Origin of the sequence: Bacillus sp. CH140a_4T (assembly GCF_008923725.1) — a bacterium.
Classification (GTDB): Bacteria; Bacillota; Bacilli; order Bacillales; family Bacillaceae_G; genus Bacillus_A.
The window spans coordinates 64,690-81,419 of sequence record NZ_WBPF01000014.1; the positions used below are offsets into that span (position 1 = coordinate 64,690).

General features: G+C 35.4%; 16 protein-coding genes and 1 riboswitch. Of the genes, 9 read left to right on the forward strand and 7 right to left on the reverse strand.

Annotated elements, in window-relative coordinates; translation table 11 throughout:
- Positions 1 to 569 precede the first annotated feature (569 nt).
- Genes mtnK through F8162_RS15270 form a run of 3 tightly spaced genes read left to right on the forward strand, consistent with a single transcriptional unit; the run spans position 570 to position 3,551 of the window.
- Entirely contained in the window at positions 570 to 1,799 is a 1,230-nt protein-coding gene (gene mtnK / locus F8162_RS15260; protein WP_151633959.1) for an S-methyl-5-thioribose kinase, read from the forward strand.
- A gap of 12 nt (positions 1,800 to 1,811) precedes the next feature.
- On the forward strand, positions 1,812 to 2,855 hold the full coding sequence (gene mtnA, locus F8162_RS15265; protein ID WP_151633961.1) for an S-methyl-5-thioribose-1-phosphate isomerase: 1,044 nt from the start codon (positions 1,812 to 1,814) through the stop codon (positions 2,853 to 2,855).
- 54 nt (positions 2,856 to 2,909) lie between these two features.
- Complete coding sequence (locus tag F8162_RS15270; protein ID WP_000926561.1) at positions 2,910 to 3,551, forward strand: L-fuculose-phosphate aldolase; 642 nt, start codon at positions 2,910 to 2,912, stop codon at positions 3,549 to 3,551.
- A gap of 41 nt (positions 3,552 to 3,592) precedes the next feature.
- Here the strand turns inward: F8162_RS15270 and F8162_RS15275 are convergent, their stop codons facing one another.
- Genes F8162_RS15275 through F8162_RS15285 form a run of 3 tightly spaced genes read right to left on the reverse strand, consistent with a single transcriptional unit; the run spans position 3,593 to position 6,603 of the window.
- Positions 3,593 to 4,600 carry a FecCD family ABC transporter permease gene (locus tag F8162_RS15275; protein WP_151633963.1) on the reverse strand — a complete coding sequence of 336 codons (1,008 nt, stop codon included), beginning with the start codon at positions 4,598 to 4,600 and terminating at the stop codon, positions 3,593 to 3,595.
- Complete coding sequence (locus F8162_RS15280; protein WP_151633965.1) at positions 4,597 to 5,637, reverse strand: FecCD family ABC transporter permease; 1,041 nt, start codon at positions 5,635 to 5,637, stop codon at positions 4,597 to 4,599. The genes F8162_RS15275 and F8162_RS15280 overlap by 4 nt, the downstream gene beginning before the upstream one ends.
- Positions 5,638 to 5,685: 48 nt before the next feature.
- Complete coding sequence (locus tag F8162_RS15285) at positions 5,686 to 6,603, reverse strand: iron-hydroxamate ABC transporter substrate-binding protein (protein WP_000732569.1); 918 nt, start codon at positions 6,601 to 6,603, stop codon at positions 5,686 to 5,688.
- Between the two features lie 332 nt (positions 6,604 to 6,935).
- Here F8162_RS15285 and F8162_RS15295 point away from each other — a divergent pair, with 332 nt between their 5' ends.
- The gene (locus F8162_RS15295) at positions 6,936 to 7,985 is read left to right on the forward strand and encodes an NAD(P)/FAD-dependent oxidoreductase (protein WP_151633967.1); all 1,050 of its coding nucleotides are present in this window, start codon (positions 6,936 to 6,938) and stop codon (positions 7,983 to 7,985) included.
- 195 nt (positions 7,986 to 8,180) lie between these two features.
- Here F8162_RS15295 and F8162_RS15305 read toward each other — a convergent pair whose 3' ends face one another.
- Complete coding sequence (locus F8162_RS15305) at positions 8,181 to 8,549, reverse strand: hypothetical protein (RefSeq protein ID WP_151633969.1); 369 nt, start codon at positions 8,547 to 8,549, stop codon at positions 8,181 to 8,183.
- Positions 8,550 to 8,730: 181 nt separating this feature from the next.
- On the opposite strand from F8162_RS15305, the gene F8162_RS15310 reads away from it, so the two are divergent.
- Positions 8,731 to 8,970 carry a helix-turn-helix domain-containing protein gene (locus F8162_RS15310; RefSeq protein WP_192797630.1) on the forward strand — a complete coding sequence of 80 codons (240 nt, stop codon included), beginning with the start codon at positions 8,731 to 8,733 and terminating at the stop codon, positions 8,968 to 8,970.
- Positions 8,971 to 9,323: 353 nt separating this feature from the next.
- Positions 9,324 to 9,704 carry a hypothetical protein gene (locus tag F8162_RS15315; protein ID WP_151633973.1) on the forward strand — a complete coding sequence of 127 codons (381 nt, stop codon included), beginning with the start codon at positions 9,324 to 9,326 and terminating at the stop codon, positions 9,702 to 9,704.
- 27 nt (positions 9,705 to 9,731) lie between these two features.
- Here F8162_RS15315 and F8162_RS15320 read toward each other — a convergent pair whose 3' ends face one another.
- Positions 9,732 to 10,364, reverse strand: a complete 633-nt coding sequence (locus tag F8162_RS15320) for a cyclase family protein (RefSeq protein WP_151633975.1) — start codon at positions 10,362 to 10,364, stop codon at positions 9,732 to 9,734.
- An 85-nt stretch (positions 10,365 to 10,449) separates the two neighbouring features.
- A riboswitch (SAM riboswitch) is annotated at positions 10,450 to 10,562 on the reverse strand.
- A 150-nt stretch (positions 10,563 to 10,712) separates the two neighbouring features.
- Here F8162_RS15320 and F8162_RS15325 point away from each other — a divergent pair.
- Together F8162_RS15325 and F8162_RS15330 are read left to right on the forward strand one after the other, a co-directional pair.
- On the forward strand, positions 10,713 to 11,822 hold the full coding sequence (locus tag F8162_RS15325; protein WP_151633977.1) for a PRK06851 family protein: 1,110 nt from the start codon (positions 10,713 to 10,715) through the stop codon (positions 11,820 to 11,822).
- Between the two features lie 120 nt (positions 11,823 to 11,942).
- Positions 11,943 to 12,725 carry a nucleotidyltransferase domain-containing protein gene (locus F8162_RS15330; RefSeq protein WP_151633979.1) on the forward strand — a complete coding sequence of 261 codons (783 nt, stop codon included), beginning with the start codon at positions 11,943 to 11,945 and terminating at the stop codon, positions 12,723 to 12,725.
- 15 nt (positions 12,726 to 12,740) lie between these two features.
- Here F8162_RS15330 and F8162_RS15335 read toward each other — a convergent pair whose 3' ends face one another.
- On the reverse strand, positions 12,741 to 14,042 hold the full coding sequence (locus F8162_RS15335; RefSeq protein WP_151633981.1) for an MFS transporter: 1,302 nt from the start codon (positions 14,040 to 14,042) through the stop codon (positions 12,741 to 12,743).
- A gap of 143 nt (positions 14,043 to 14,185) precedes the next feature.
- Complete coding sequence (locus tag F8162_RS15340) at positions 14,186 to 15,712, reverse strand: FAD-dependent oxidoreductase (protein ID WP_151633983.1); 1,527 nt, start codon at positions 15,710 to 15,712, stop codon at positions 14,186 to 14,188.
- A 582-nt stretch (positions 15,713 to 16,294) separates the two neighbouring features.
- Between F8162_RS15340 and F8162_RS15345 the strand changes: the two genes are divergently transcribed.
- Positions 16,295 to 16,730 (forward strand): fatty acid desaturase family protein (locus tag F8162_RS15345; RefSeq protein WP_192797631.1); only part of this gene is annotated, 436 nt, incomplete at its 3' end.

Sequence of the window (16,730 nt, forward strand, 5' to 3'; positions counted from 1 at the left end):
TCCTAAATGTTGGTTTTGAGCATCAAAAAATAGTGTGCTCATAAAATATATTTTTTAATTAACTATAATAATTCTAATTCGATATTAATTATCATATAGAATTGGTTATTTTGTCAAGAGAATAAACCAACTTTATATCGATTTAATTAATATTTATTCTCAATTAAGGTTGTTAAGGAATGAAAAGGTAGTTTTCATATAATAGATTTTCAATGAGTATGTAAAAGAGTAGTGTGTATGTTAGAGATATGTTGTAAGTATAAATTGATAGGAAGGGAATAATTCTTAGAAGTTGTGGATTTGAAAAGGGATTGCTTATTTCTATTTTACAAAGAATTGTGTGATAAATAAAATAAAATGAATTAAAATCTTTTTGAACAATTTTTGTCATCTCAAATATACAACTAGGAAGTATATTGCAGTGGATATAGAAGCATTGACTCAAAGGGCAAACAAGATATAATAAAACCTAGATATACCTTTCAAAAAGAAGATATAATATAGGCTGTTTAACCTATTATTTTTTATAGCTTTTAGAAAACGCTTACAATTAGTGTGGAGGGGAAACCATGTCTAAGTTCACGAAGTATTTTTTAATGGAAGCTAACGATGTGATTGCATATGTGCAAGAGAAATTCTCCAAGTTTGAGGATGCAAAGGGGTTACAGTGTAAAGAAATAGGCGATGGTAATTTAAATTATGTATTCCGCGTTTGGGATGAACAAAAGAATATTTCTGTCATTGTAAAGCAAGCTGGGGATACAGCACGTATTTCAGATGAGTTTAAGTTGTCGACGAATCGTATTCGTATAGAATCAGATGTTTTGCAGTTAGAGGAGGAGTTAGCACCTGGGCTTGTTCCAAATGTATATTTGTTTGATAGTGTGATGAATTGCTGCGTAATGGAAGATTTATCAGACCACACAATATTACGTACAGCACTTATAAATCATCAAATGTTTCCAAAGCTTGCAGATGATTTAACGACCTTTTTGGTAAATACACTCTTATTAACATCGGATGTTGTAATGAACCATAAAAAGAAGAAGGAACTTGTGAAGAATTATATTAATCCTGAATTATGTGAGATTACAGAAGACCTCGTATACGCTGAGCCATTTACAAATCATAATAAGCGTAATGAGTTGTTTCTGTTAAATGAAGGATGGATTAGAGAGCATATTTATAGTGATAAAGAGCTTCGTATGGAAGTAGTAAAACTTAAGTTTTCTTTTATGACGAATGCACAGGCGCTTATTCACGGTGATCTGCATACTGGTTCTGTTTTTGTGAAAAATGATTCCACAAAAGTTATTGATCCTGAGTTTGCTTTTTATGGACCGATGGGATATGACGTTGGGAATATAATGGCGAATTTAATGTTTGCTTGGGTAAATGCAGATGCAACCATGCCGCCCGGTGCTGAGAAAGATACGTATATGGATTGGCTACAATCGACAATGGTAGAGGTAATTGATTTATTTAAGAAGAAGTTTTTAGATGCTTGGAATATTCATGTTACCGAGATTATGGCAAAGGAAGAAGGCTTTAACGAAGTATATTTACAATCTGTATTAGAGGATACGGCTGCAGTGACGGGCCTTGAGTTAATTCGTCGTATTGTTGGGCTAGCAAAAGTAAAAGATATGACTTGTATCGAGAACGAGGAAGCACGTGCTAGAGCGGAACGCATTTGTCTTCAAGTAGCGAAGAAATTTATTTTACAGGCGAATCAATATAAAACAGGCACAAGCTTTGTAGAAACGTTAAAAGAACAGTCCATGCACTATGCGAAGTAAGGGGAGAAGATGATGGAAGAACAATTAATACCAATTCAGTGGAAAGATGATGCTTTAGTTTTATTAGATCAAACATTACTACCGAATGAGGTTGTTTATGAATCTTTCAAGACAGCTGAAAGTGTGTGGGATGCCATTCAAGTAATGAAAGTAAGAGGGGCGCCAGCGATTGGTGTTTCGGCAGCTTATGGTGTGTATTTAGGAGCCAAGGAAGTTACTCAAAATACGGTGGAAGAATTGATAGAGGAAGTAAAAAAGGTATGTGCATACTTAGCAACATCAAGACCGACAGCAGTAAACTTATTTTGGGCACTTGAAAGAATGGAGGCAGTCGCGACAGAGAACGCACACTTATCAATCGCTCAGTTGAAAGATAGATTACTAGAAGAGGCAAAAGAGATTCATAGAGAAGATGAAGAAATTAACCGTCAAATTGGAGAGCATGCATTAACGTTATTCCATGATGGAATGGGAGTATTAACACATTGTAATGCAGGTGCGTTAGCGACGACTAAGTATGGTACCGCAACAGCTCCAATGTACTTAGCGAAAGAAAAAGGATGGGACTTAAAAATCTTTTCGGATGAAACACGCCCTAGATTACAAGGTTCAACGTTAACAGCATTAGAACTAAAACGAGCGGGAATTGATGTTACTGTCATTACGGATAATATGGCCGCTATGGTCATGTCACAAGGGAAAATTGATGCGGTAATTGTTGGATGCGACCGTGTGGCAGCAAATGGTGATGTAGCAAATAAAATTGGGACATTAGGCGTATCTATTTTAGCGAAATACTACAACATTCCGTTTTATGTAGCAGCACCAACACCGACAATCGATTTAAAAACATCGACAGGAAAAGAAATTCCGATCGAGGAAAGAGATGCCTCTGAAGTGATTAATCGCTTCGGGCAATATTCTGCTCCGAAAGAAAGTAAAGTATATAATCCGGCATTTGATGTCACGCCACATGAAAATGTAACAGCGATTATTACGGAAAAAGGGATTGTAAAAGCACCGTTTACGGAGAACTTAAAAAAGCTATTTCAATAAGTAGATAGATTTAAAAAGTCAGTCATCATAAGCTTCATACTTAGGGGGATGTATATGTTATTACAAAAAGAAAGAGAAGAAATTGTAGCGTATGGAAAGAAAATGATTTCTAGCGGTTTAACAAAGGGGACAGGCGGCAATATTAGTATTTTCAATCGCGAGCAAGGTCTTGTTGCAATTAGCCCAAGTGGTTTAGAGTATTATGAAACAAAACCTGAAGATGTAGTTATATTAAACTTAGATGGTGAAGTGGTAGAGGGAGAGAGAAAACCATCAAGCGAACTAGATATGCATCTTATTTATTATAGAAATCGTGAAGATATAAATGCGCTTGTGCATACACATTCACCTTATGCGAAGACGATTGCGTCATTAGGATGGGAGCTTCCTGCCGTTTCATATTTAATTGCTTTTGCAGGCCCGAATGTTCGCTGTGCACCGTATGAAACATTTGGTACGAAGCAATTAGCAGATGCTGCTTTTGAAGGCATGATTGATCGTCGTGCCGTTTTACTTGAGAACCACGGTTTAATTGCAGGTGCAAATAACATAAAAATGGCGTTTACTGTTGCGGAAGAAATTGAGTTTTGTGCGCAAATTTATTATCAAACAAAAAGCGTCGGAGAGCCGAAGCTATTGCCAGAAGATGAGATGGCGAATTTGGCGAAGAAGTTTGAAGGGTATGGGCAGCAGTAAATGAAAAAACACCCTCAAGATTTGACTCTTGAGGGTGTTTCTTACGCCTTTTTAAGCAACAAATACATAAAGTAAGGAGCGCCAATTAAAGCAACGACAATACCTGCGGGGATGCCATTAGGTTCAACGATGTTTCGTCCGATTGTGTCTGCTAATAGCAATAGCCATCCGCCGATTAAAAGGGCGATAGGCATGAAGATTTGATGTCTTGGACCTACTAAAGATTTCGCGATATGAGGAGCCATTAGCCCGATAAAGCTAATTCCTCCTGTTACGGAAACTGCTGCAGCAGCAAGCGCAACGGCTGCAACTAATAAGTATCTGCGTTCTTTTTCAATTTCAATTCCAACACCGATTGCGACTGGTTCGTTTAATGCTAGAATGTTTAATCGATTTGCTTTATAGAAAACGAACGGAATTAATACGATTAACCATGGCAGCATTGCTAAAACGAAGACCCAGTCATCTCCCCAAATGTTTCCGGCAATCCACTTGGCGATAAAGTCCACTTTCATACGATCAGCGGATGAAATAAGGACAATCATCATTCCAGATAGTGCAAATGAAAAACCAATACCAGTTAATGTTAGTCGAATTGGCTGAAGCCCAGTTGATTTGCTATATGAAAATACGTAAATTAGAACAGCTGTCAGAAATGCTCCGACAAATCCAACGACAGGTAGTAAGTAAAGAAATGAACCTACATCTATTGGAAAGTATAAAAAGAAAATAGCGACAGCAACACCGGCCCCAGAGTTGATACCGAGAATACCAGGTTCTGCTAAATCATTTCGGGTAATCCCTTGGAAGATAGCCCCTGATAAAGCGAGAGCCATACCAGCTAATAATGTAATAACAATTCTAGGTAGTCTTAAAGAGTATAAAACAAACTCCTCTTTAAAAGTCCCTTGTCCCATTAAGGTTGGGAGTAGTCGATCATAAGATAAAGATGCTGCACCAAGTCCCATTCCAACTACAATGGTGGTGATGGTCAGTATTAGTAAAGCGAGTATAATAAGACGTTGTTTTCTTAGAATAGATTGCATCATGAGAATGTTTTTCCTCCTTTACGTACAACGAATAGGAAGAATGGTAGCCCTACAATTGCGACAATAGCGGCAACTGGTGTTTCATACGGAGCGTTAATAGTACGTCCGATTGTATCTGCAAGTAGCATAAAGGAAGCTCCAGCAATTGCTGACATCGGTATAACAAATCGGTAATCTGGACCGACAATTGGGCGTACCATGTGAGGTACCATTAAACCGATAAATGCCATATTTCCGACAAGCGCTACAGAAGCACCTGCAAGTAAGATAATAATGATAAATAGAATGGTTTTAATAACAATAATTTTTTGACCTAGCCCAATAGCCACTTCTTCACTGAAACTAAGAACTGTCAATTTTTTCGCTAGTAAGATAGCGATAAAGATACTAATTGAAATGACTGGAATAATAATTTTCAATTGGCCCCAAGTTGTTCCAATTACGCCGCCAGCAGTCCAAAGTGATACCTCTTGTGAAATTTTAAAGTAAATGCCGACGCCTTCTGAAATTGCAAGGAGAAATGCTGAAACGGCAGCACCAGCTAATACAATTCGAAGGGGGGACAGCCCACCTTTTTTCACCATACCAATGCCAAATACCATAATCGCGCCAATTGCAGCACCAATAAAGCAAGCAAATGTTAAGTAAAGATAGCTGATGGAGGGGTTGAAGGCTAGCGTTAACGCAAGTGCAGCATTTGCTCCACCAGATAATCCTAATAATCCAGGATCTGCAAGTGGATTTCGTGTTAATCCTTGCATAATTGCTCCAGAAACAGCAAGTCCAGCTCCTACAAAAATAGCAGCTACTTCACGTGGTAAACGAATTTCGCGAATAATAGATATTTTGTCTCCTTTAGCGGAGGATGTGAGCGCTAACCATACGTCTTTTATTGAAGTATCTGCAGCACCTAATACCATTGCCACCATAAAAATAAGAAAGAATGCAATTATGCTCAACATGAGTTTGTATGTAAAAGCTATAGAACGTGGATTGTCGTGATTTTTTGTCATTCGTTTCACATCTTTTCTGTTCATAGAATAAAGGAAGAGGAATTCTTAAATTAAGAATTCCTCATGTTTGTATTATTTACCAAGAAAGCTCTTCTTGAAGAAGTCTAGTTGGAAATCTAATGTAAGTGGATCATTGAAATAGAATTCCATCATGTTTGCTTCGTATACGCGATTATTTTTTACTGCTGGGATGTTTTTATATGATTCTGTCTCTTGGAATGAGTTATCAGTATCTTTGTTCTTACTTACGATTAAGTAATCACCAGCAAATTCAGGTAATACTTCAGTAGATAATGCGTAGTAACCTTCTTTTAATGCTTTTTCTTTTACTTTTTCAGGCATTTTTAATTTCATTTCTTGGTACAGAATTTCTGTTCCACGGCCCCAGTTCTCGCCGTATACATAAAGCTGTTTGTTGAAGTTTTCTACAACAGAAACTGTTGCATCTTCACCGATTTTTGCTTTAATTTCTTTACCAGCATCTTGTGCACGTTTCTTGAAGTCATCAACCCAAGTTTTTGCTTCTTTTTCTTTGTTTAATAACTTACCGATTTCTAAATGCTGTGTTAAGTAATCAACTTTTCCGTAAGTGTATGTTACAGTAGGAGCGATTTTCTTTAACTTATCAACATTTTTAATATTTGATAATCCAATGATTAAATCTGGGTTTAGTTCAGCGATTTTTTCAACGTTTTCATCTGATACTTCAGCAACATCTTTCAGTTTGCTATCAAAACGTGGGTTTTGTTTAGACCATGAATCTACCCCAACAAGATTTACATCTAATGACATTACGTTACCAGCGAATGATGATAAAACAACAACGCGTTTTGGATTTGCAGGAACCTCTACTTTACCATTTTCAGATTGGTATGTAATTGTTTCTGATTTACTACCTTTTGCATCGTTCTTTTTGTCTGTAGAGCCATTGCTACAAGCGCTCATAACAAGAACGAAAAGAACTGTTAGTGAAATAAATAACTTTTTCATTGTCTTTCTCCTTTAACATAGATGATATGTGTATACAATAATTTGTTTAACTGTAATCTTTTTGAGAGAGTAGTGGTAATGCAAAATGCTTATTGAAAATCTTGAATATGAGATTCTACAATATAGTATTAACCATATTAATAAAAGAAGATGTAATCTCAAATTTGCTAATTATTAACAAATTGATAATGATTATCACTACTGATTCATTAAATAATATAATTTTATCTAGTTGTATTGTCAATAGTAATTTTAATTGTAAATTTTGCAGAAACAGGTTATATTTTATTGAGAATGATAATCAATGATTAGTAGCTGAGGAGTGAAGGTGGATGAATAGAGAAGAATTGTTTGATGTAACCGTGATAGGCGGGGGACCTGCAGGGCTTTATTCAGCTTTTTATAGTGGACTCAGAGAGATGAAAACAAAAATAATCGAATTTCAACCACAGTTAGGTGGAAAAATACATGTTTATCCGGAGAAAATGATTTGGGATATTGGCGGATTATTACCGGTTACTGGTGAAAAGTTAATTGAGCAACTTGTACAACAAGGGTTAACTTTTCAGCCGGAAGTTGTATTGAATACAAAAATAGAATCAATTATTCGTAATAAAGATGGTATTTTTACGTTAAAAACAAGCACTGGAGAAGAACACTTTTCAAAAACAGTGATCGTTGCAACTGGAAGTGGTATATTGAATCCACAAAAGTTATCAATTGAAGGTGCGGAGCGATTTGAAGTATCAAACTTAAATTATACAGTTAAATCTTTGAAACGTTTCAAAGATAAAACGGTCATTATCTCAGGCGGAGGTAACTCTGCAATTGATTGGGCAAATGAGTTAGAACCAATTGCGAAAAAAGTTTATTTAACATATAGAAAAGAAGAATTATCCGGTCATGAGGCACAAGTAAAACAACTTATGAACAGTTCAGCAGAATGTTTCTTTAATACATCGATTACAACATTAATTGCTGGCGATAATCATGAAGCGATTGAATATGTAGAATTAACAAATCACGAAACAGGAGAGGTTTCTCAGTTAGCTATCGATGAAGTTATTATTAATCATGGATATGAACGTGACATTACGTTATTAGAAAATAGTGAGTTAGACGTTGCGATTATAGATAATTATTATATTGCAGGTAATGCGAATAGTGAGTCTTCTGTAGATGGATTATATGCTGCGGGAGATATTTTAAAGCATGAAGGGAAATTACACTTAATTGCGGGGGCATTCCAAGATGCTGGAAATGCTGTAAATAAAGCGAAACAATTTATTCAACCAGATGCAAGTGAGTACGGAATGGTTTCTTCGCATAATGAAGTATTTAAGAAGAGAAATCGTGAATTGATTAAGCAGATGATGAAATAAGAAAGGAACAAGTATACCCCCATTTACTTCTCTATTCGAGTGACGAGAGAGGTAAATGGGGGTTTTCCTGTTTACTATATTTTCAATCATTATAATGACACCGGTTTCATCAGTTCATGTAATATGAACGTTTTATTTGTAAATCTATCTATAAAACAATGAATCTATGTTTTGCTGCCGCAGAGCAGTAGTACATTATGCTGTCCCTTTAGCTCGTTCGTTAGGAAATGGCATATTTAATATAGAAGCAATGTACTGTTTTCCATGCATTCGAGCTAATGATTCTAATATTTGACGGACGCGTTTTGTAAGATGTCCTTGTTCCTTTATAGCTTCACAATATGCGTCATAGAAAGCGTATTTAGCCCAAAGGAAATCATCTTGTTGGAATAAAAAGTGATTTCTGTACCATTCCCCAATTGTATGGTAACAATTGTTTTCATGTATTGCTGCGCTTTGAGAAAGAATGCGATCAGATAAAGATGTAGTTAAATGAGACATTGTGGTTGCTGTTTCAACCTGTAATGTTTTTTCTAACATTGTAATGATGTGACGAGTAGCCATATGTTAACTCTCCTTTGTGTAAATGGGTAATACCATTCTATATTTAAAAAATTCTTACTATATATTAGTATACAATATATGGAATGCATCTACCTGCTTTTTAAGCTGCATTTACAAAATCTTTTTTATTTGTTTACAAAAATAAAGTAAGATACAGTATATAGGAAAAAATAATAAAGGAATGAACGCGTTGTATATAACAATAGAAGAAGCTGCGGATTATTTGAATTTACCAAAGTCGTATATTGAAGAACTAATTCAGCAAAAGAAAGTTCGCGCAATATTTGATGGAGAGCAATATTTATTAAATAAAGAACAATTCAATACACATTTAGAACAAATGGAGAAATATAAGCAATTAGTGGAAGAAATATTAAACGAACCAATTCCAGAAGATATGGATGTTAAAGACGAAGATTAAACGATGGGAAATCCTTTTATATGTTGTACAACTAATGGAAAGTTATGCAGTAAAATATAGAGTACGATTTCATTTGCAAGTAGATGGAAATAGGAACGAAAGTAGAGATTTTTTTACCGAAAGTATAATGGGCTAGAAGAAAATATTTTTCAGAAAAGTGTTCTTGTTGTGTAAATATAAACATTTTATAAAATGTTTCAAGAAGGGTTTTTTTTATAAAATACTTCGTTTATAATGGAGGAAAATATCGACATGAGATTTGTTATTCATGTAACGGTTCGGTAGTGTTAGAAAAAGAAGGGGTGCACACGCATCCTTTTTTCTATGCAGATATTATAAAAGAGGTGGTATTGATGGAATTAACATTAAATTCGACTGTATGTTTACACACGATTCAATTTAGAAAAGAGCAAAAGAATTATATTGTAAAAGATACAATTACAGGAGAAAAATATGAAATGCCGCCACTTTGGATTGATGCATTGGCAATGATGCGTGACGGTTTTTTATTGGGGGAAATTGAGGAGAAATTAAAAGAAGAGTATCCTGACGAAGAAATAAATATGTTAGCATTTACGAGGCAACTGTTAGAGCTAGAGCTTGTCGAAATGGTAGATGGGGAAGAAATAGCTTGTACAAAGAAGAAAGAGAAAGATTATTTAGCTTGGTTACGTCCTCGTGTTGAGCAATTCTTTCTTAATTTAAATAAAAAAAATAGAAGCAAAGGTCAATGATGATCTTTGCTTTTTTGTATAGCTTGTTTAAAAAATTACAGCGAATGCTCTTGCGAAAGCACCGTCGCTATCTTTAATTTTTAAAGGTGCCGCTGAGAAAAAGAAACGCTTCGTGTGTATGGCATCTAAGTTTGTTAAATTTTCGATTAAATAAATATTATTCCCAAGTAGTATGTGATGAATCGGTGATGTTACTGTCGTTACCTCATCAGGAGAGATGAAATCTAAACCGACTGATTTTACTTTTAAGTGAACTAGTTCTTCAGCTAATTCTTCAGAAAGATAAAATGCTTCTTTCTCATACGCCTCTGTATTCCATTTAGTAGATAGATTGGAATGGAAAATGACAATATCACCTTCTTTTATGTCAGCACTGTGCAATACTTCTTTAGGTAACTTTCGTTCTTGAATATGAGTTACATCGATAAGAACAGCTTCACCTACAAATTGATCTAGGGGTAATTGATCAATAGTCGTTGCGCCTGAAATGAAATGGGCAGGAGCATCGCAATGCGTACCAACATGAACGACAGAATGAAAATCTGTAACTTGATAACCTGTTTCTTTAACACTTGTAATGGCTTCTAAATTGATTTTTGGTGTGCCAGGAAATTGAGACATATTGTTTTCAAATGTTTGTGATAGGTCAATTACTTTCACTTTAAATACCTCCAATATATGTTTTGAAATATAAAAAACTCACCTTTCATAATCAAGACAGATGAGTTTTGTACACAATAGTTACGTTGTATCTTTCAAAATGCAGTGCATTTTGCAGGAATTAGCACCTATTCAGTTTATATAAACTGAGGTTGCTGGGCTTCAAAGGGCCGGTCCCTCTGCCTCTCTTGATAAAGATATATTAAGTTTTTGTATTCTGAATATTCATTACAATAAAATTGTAATTAATTTCCTTTTTTTGTGCAATAACAAATAGGTATTCACCCAAATAAAGCTACTCGCATATTGTAGCTTATGTAAATAGAATGCTGCGAAGGAGTGAGTGCAGTGAAAGGGAATGTACTGAATTATTATGCTGGTGGAAATACAGCTAGAGGGTTTCATAATTTATACGAAGAGAACTTAAAAGGACTCAACAGATTATTTATTTTAAAAGGGGGGCCTGGAACCGGGAAATCTTCTTTAATCAAGTCAATAGGTCGTGAGTGGGTTGAAAAAGGATATGATATTGAATTTTTACACTGTTCTTCTGATAATAAATCGGTTGATGGTGTCATTATCCCGAAGTTAAAAGTAGGAATTGTTGATGGAACATCACCGCATGTTATTGAGCCGAAAATGCCAGGAGTTGTCGAGGAGTATATCAATTTAGGAGTTGCCTGGGACTCAGATAAATTAAGAAAGCAGAAGGTGGAAATTGAACGATTTGTTTCAGAAGCAAGCAAAGCTTTTCAAGCGGCTTACGCTCGTTTCCATGAGGCGCTGATTATACATGATGAGTGGGAGAAAATATATATTAGTAATATTGATTTTAATAAAGCGAATGAACTAACCAATCAGCTAATTCAGAAGTTATTTACAGATAAAGGCGGGAAACAATCGCTTGTGAAACATCGGTTTTTAGGAGCAGCTACACCGAAAGGAGCAGTTGATTTTGTTCCGAATTTAACAGAAGGATTACCACATCGTTATTTTATAAAAGGACGCCCAGGCTCTGGGAAATCAACAATGCTCAAAAAATTAGCTAAGGCAGCAGAAGAAAAAGGATTTGAAGTTGAAGTATATCATTGTGGATTTGATCCAAATAGTCTTGATATGGTTATCGTAAGAGAATTAGGGTTTGCAATTTTTGATAGCACTGCGCCACATGAATATTTTCCGAGCCGCGAAGGTGATGAGATTATAGATATGTATGCCCTGATCGTGACACCAGGGACAGATGAGAAGTACGAGGCGGAAATTCGCGACGTCTCCATTCAATATAAAGCAAAAATGAATGAGGCGATGTCTTTCTTAGCGAAAGCAAAATCAGTTCGTGATAAATTAGAACGAATTTATATTGCTGCTATGGATTTTTCAAAAGTAGACGCATATAAAGAGGAGATTCAAAAGGAGTTTGAACGAATTGCGGTTAGTGTAACAGAAAAGAATAAGTAAAAATAAGGAGGGGTGGCAAGCTGTCGGGAATTTTCTGACAGCTATTTTAGTATGTAGTAAACTTAGTAGTATATTTGTCGAATTTCCAAGGAAATAATCAAAAAATGGAGAGGGTATGAAATGAGAGAGAAAATTAGAGCAGAGCTAGAAAGAATTGAAAAAGAGAATGAAGTGAAAATTTTATTTGCAGTGGAATCAGGGAGTCGTGCTTGGGGATTTCCATCGAAAGATAGTGATTATGATGTTAGATTCGTTTATATGCACCCGGTCGAATGGTATTTATCAATTCATGATAAACGAGATGTAATTGAATATCCGATTAGTGATGATTTAGATATAAGCGGATGGGATATTAAAAAGGCATTACAACTATTCACGAAGTCAAACCCAGCTTTACTTGAATGGATTCGATCACCAATTTTTTATTCAAAAAACTCTAATTTTCCAGAGCAACTTCAACAAATGAGTGAAAAGGATTTTGATCCAAAAGCAACGATATATCATTACTTACATATGGCATCAAAAAATTATCGGGAATTTTTGCAAGGTGAGAATGTAAAGCTGAAAAAGTACTTCTACGTATTACGTCCTATTTTAGCTTGTAAGTGGCTAAAGGAAAAAACAACTTTGCCTCCTGTAGAATTCAATCGATTGATTACAGAATTATCGTTAGAACGTAGCGTATTAGATGAAATTGAACAGTTGTTAATAAAGAAAAAGGCAGGTACTGAATTAGATATTGGATTAAAAATTGAGGTTTTGAATCAATTTTTAGAAGAACAAATTCATTACTATAAGCAATATGTAAAAGGAATTGAAAAGGGATCAGGGATCGAGATTGAGAGTTTAAATACATTGTTTCGAGATATGTTGTTTGCAGTATATGAAAAAGAGCACAAGTAAGTTTGTGCTCTTTTTTTATTTTGTAGGAATAAAAAAAACAGATATTGCTGCAAGAAGACCGGCAAATGAGAATAAGTAAAAATTCCATGCTAAGTCGTATTGCATTGTCATAATAATACCGACAAGAATAGGACCAGCAATTGCACCAACTCGGCCAAGTCCAAGTCCCCAGCCTAAGGAAGTAGCCCGAATATGGGATGGGAAGTATTGTGTTACATATGCATTTAATATTTGAGTAATGCCGACTGATCCAATTCCAGCAAGACCAATTAAAAGATAGATAATTGTAACAGATGGTTTAATTGTTAATAGTCCAATACATATTGCTGCCATAAGATAAGAGATGCTAATAACAATTTTAGCTCCAATACGATCCGCGATTGCTCCAGCAAATAATGCACCGATAGCGGCAGTAATGTTTAGCATAAGTAGAAATGATAAGCTAGATCCAAGAGGGTATCCTGCTTGGCGCATCATCTGAGGTAACCAAGTATTTAAACCATATATTAAAAACATTCCCATTATATAAGTGATCCAAAAAAGTAGCGTTGCTTTTATGTATTCTTTTGAGAATAAAGTAAGGAATCCATTTTTCTTTCGTATATTAGGTGGGGGTTGATGAGTTTCATCGTTTTTATGGAATTCAATTTGAAAACGATGAAGGATTTTGTCTACTTCTTCTTGGCGATTACGTGATAATAAAAATTGAATGGATTCAGGTAAATAACGGATAATGAAAGGAATGAGGAGCAGTGGAATCATTCCGATGCCAAACATAGTTCTCCATCCGAAATCTTCTAACATAAACATAGACAAAATAGCGCCTAATACGATACCTAAAGGATAGCCAGTAAACATAAGGGCATAAATAAAAGATTGCCGCTTTTTTGGTGAATATTCAACGGTAAGTGCTGAAGCTGTTGGAATAACACCGCCTAATCCGATTCCTCCGATAAACCGAGATAAACCAAATAATTCGGGAGAAGGCGCAAGTGCAGCTAGACCCATTGTGATAGAAAAAAGTGCTAAACAGCATATAAGTGTCCATTTTCGCCCAATTAGATCTGTAATGGTTCCAACTAGAATAGCGCCAATAAACATCCCAAATAAAGCATAGCTAGCAATTGTACCAGCGTGTGCCGGTGAAAGTGCCCAGCTTTTGTCTTCTAGGAGCTTTGGCAGAACGGCACCGTAAATACCTAAATCATATCCATCAGCTAGAATGGCTAGCCAACAAATAAAAACAACAAGTTTTGTAATAGAGCTTGAAAAGATAGTTTCTGTAGATTCTAGATGAGGTGGAGCTGAAGGTTGCATAATATTCCCCCCTTTTAATTTGTAGATGAATATATTATTTTATTTTATGTTAATATTTTCCTTCTTGTATCGAAATTTATCTGAAAAGGTTTTATAACAAATAAAGAAGTTCAACAGGAAACCTGGTGAACTTCTTTATTTGTTTACTCATTATCAACTCGTTTTAACGGTTGATCTGCTGGACCTTCCATAACATCGCCCTCAATTGAAAAGCGGGAACCGTGGCAAGGACAATCCCAAGTACAATCGCCATTATTCCATTCAACTTCGCAGCCGAGATGTGTACAAGTTGTATCGACAAGATGTAATTTTCCATCTTTGTCCTTATAAGCACCTGCTCGTTTCCCGTTAACATGTACGACAGATCCTTCGCCAACTTCGAGATCTTCTGGCTTGCGTAATGCGGTTTCAATCTTTCCTTCAATTAAATGTTTCGCAACATCAATGTTTTGGGAGAAGAACGTTTTTATATCTGGATTTGCATGGAAGCGTGATGGTGCATACAGTTCTTTATATGGACTGTGTACTTTTAGAATGGAATCTTTCAGTAAATGAGCAGCAGCAGTTCCAGTTGTCATTCCCCATTTACGATATCCAGTTGCAACAAATATATTTGGATTTCTTTCGTTAATATGTCCGATATAAGGTAGCTTATCTAGCGTGATTAAATCTTGTGCTGACCATCTATAAGGAACTTCATCTACTCCAAACGTTGCTTCCGCAAAAGAATACAGTGCTTCGTAATGAAGCATCGTGTTTATTCCTTGTCCTGTTTTATGACTTTCTCCGCCAATTAAAATTAACTTTTCACCATTGTTTGTTGTATAGCGTAAGGAGCGTTTTGGATCATCAATACTTAAATACATGCCACCTGGATAATTCGTTTTTGCTTTGATTGCAAGAGCATAAGAGCGTTCTGCATACATTCGCGTAAAGAAAAAGCTATTCGCATCATAAAAGGGGAAATGTGAACAAGAGACAACATATTCACAAGTGATGCGATGTCCGCCCTTTGTAATGACTTGTGGATCATCCCCTTTTTCCACATCAATAGCTGTTGTTTGTTCATAAACTCTTCCGCCCATCTCAACAAACTTTTCTAAAAGTGTTTTCAAATAAAGGATGGGATGGAATTGTGCTTGATTTTTCATGACAAGTGCGGATTGTATGGGAATCGGAATCGATAGAGATTGAACATAGTCACAAGGTATATTTAATTTTTGATAGGCTTCATATTCTTTCGATAAATTTCTTAATCCATTATCAGTAGTTGTATATAAATATGAATCTTCACTTGAGAAATTACAGTCGATTTTATATGTTTGCACAGTCTCATTGATGAATTGTAGAGCATGATTATTTGATTCATAGTAAAGCCTCGCTTTTTCCAAACCGAAATGATTGATTAATTCATCATAAATAAGATCATGTTGCGCTGTTACTTTTGCAGTTGTATGCCCAGTCGTTCCATTTAAAATAAGACCAGAATCAATTAAAGCAACATCGATTCCTTCTTTCGCAAGTAAATAGGCAGTAGTAATACCTGTAATACCAGCACCGATAACAGCAACTTTCGTCTTTATATTTTCAGATAAATGGGGAAAAGCAGGGATTTGAGTAGATTCAATCCAATAAGATAATGGGAATTGTGGAAATGTATCGCTTGTCATTATAGAAACCTCCCGATTTTAGAACAATTTTTCTTTTAATATTTCCATATGATAGGAATTTCATGTGTGCTGTTTTAGAAGGAGTCTATTTTTATTAAAAGAAAGATAAAATTATTTTAATATAATTATTTAATGTCGTCGGTATGAAGAGGTAGGAGTTGTGTAAAGCTAGATCAAGGTGAGTTTATTTGTTGTTTACATAGAGAATTCTTGAATAAGTTAGAGTCTATAGTATGTCAGTGTATGTAGATGCATAATGGGCGAAACCTTATAAATCCTATGTTTTTTCTTTAGTGAAATAAAGTATGATTATAAAAATATAACCAACTTTTATTACTAGGTCATAAAAGTTGTTGACAATATAGAAATTCTATTGATATGATTCATCATGTGGAAAGGTTGATAGAGAGTAAAAAGAGAAATGTTTTTCATTGATAATAAAAGCGAAAAAATAAGTGACGATAGAGTGAGTATATTTTCCTTATAATAGATGCTTTTTTGATCACCTAGTAAAATCAATCTGGAAGCAAGAATTGATGTATGTAAGTTGCGCAAGGCGCGGCATAAGAAAGGGGCAAAAGGATGAAGGAGCTTCATACGTTTGGGTGGTATGCAGCACGTGTATCACCACATTTGCCGAAAAAAGCATTTAAACCAGTTCCTACTCGTTTATTTGGTGGACTGGCTTATTTGCTTGTGGCATTGGCGGGGTTAATATCGATTGGTGTATTTGAATTGAATGTGTGGGCGAATCTAGGAATTGCGATTGTTCTTGGATTATGTTTTGCTTCACTTGGGTTTTTAGGGCATGAAATTTTACATGGAACTGTTGTAAGAAAGGCATGGCTTCGAGATTTCTTAGGAGCAATTGCGTTTATGCCATTATCAACAGGACCTAAACTTTGGAGAAAGTGGCACAATGCAACGCATCACGTTCATACACAACATGAAGAGAATGATCCAGATGCATGGCCGACACTTGAGAAGCTTAAAAAGAGTAAGTTTTTGAGCTGGGTAT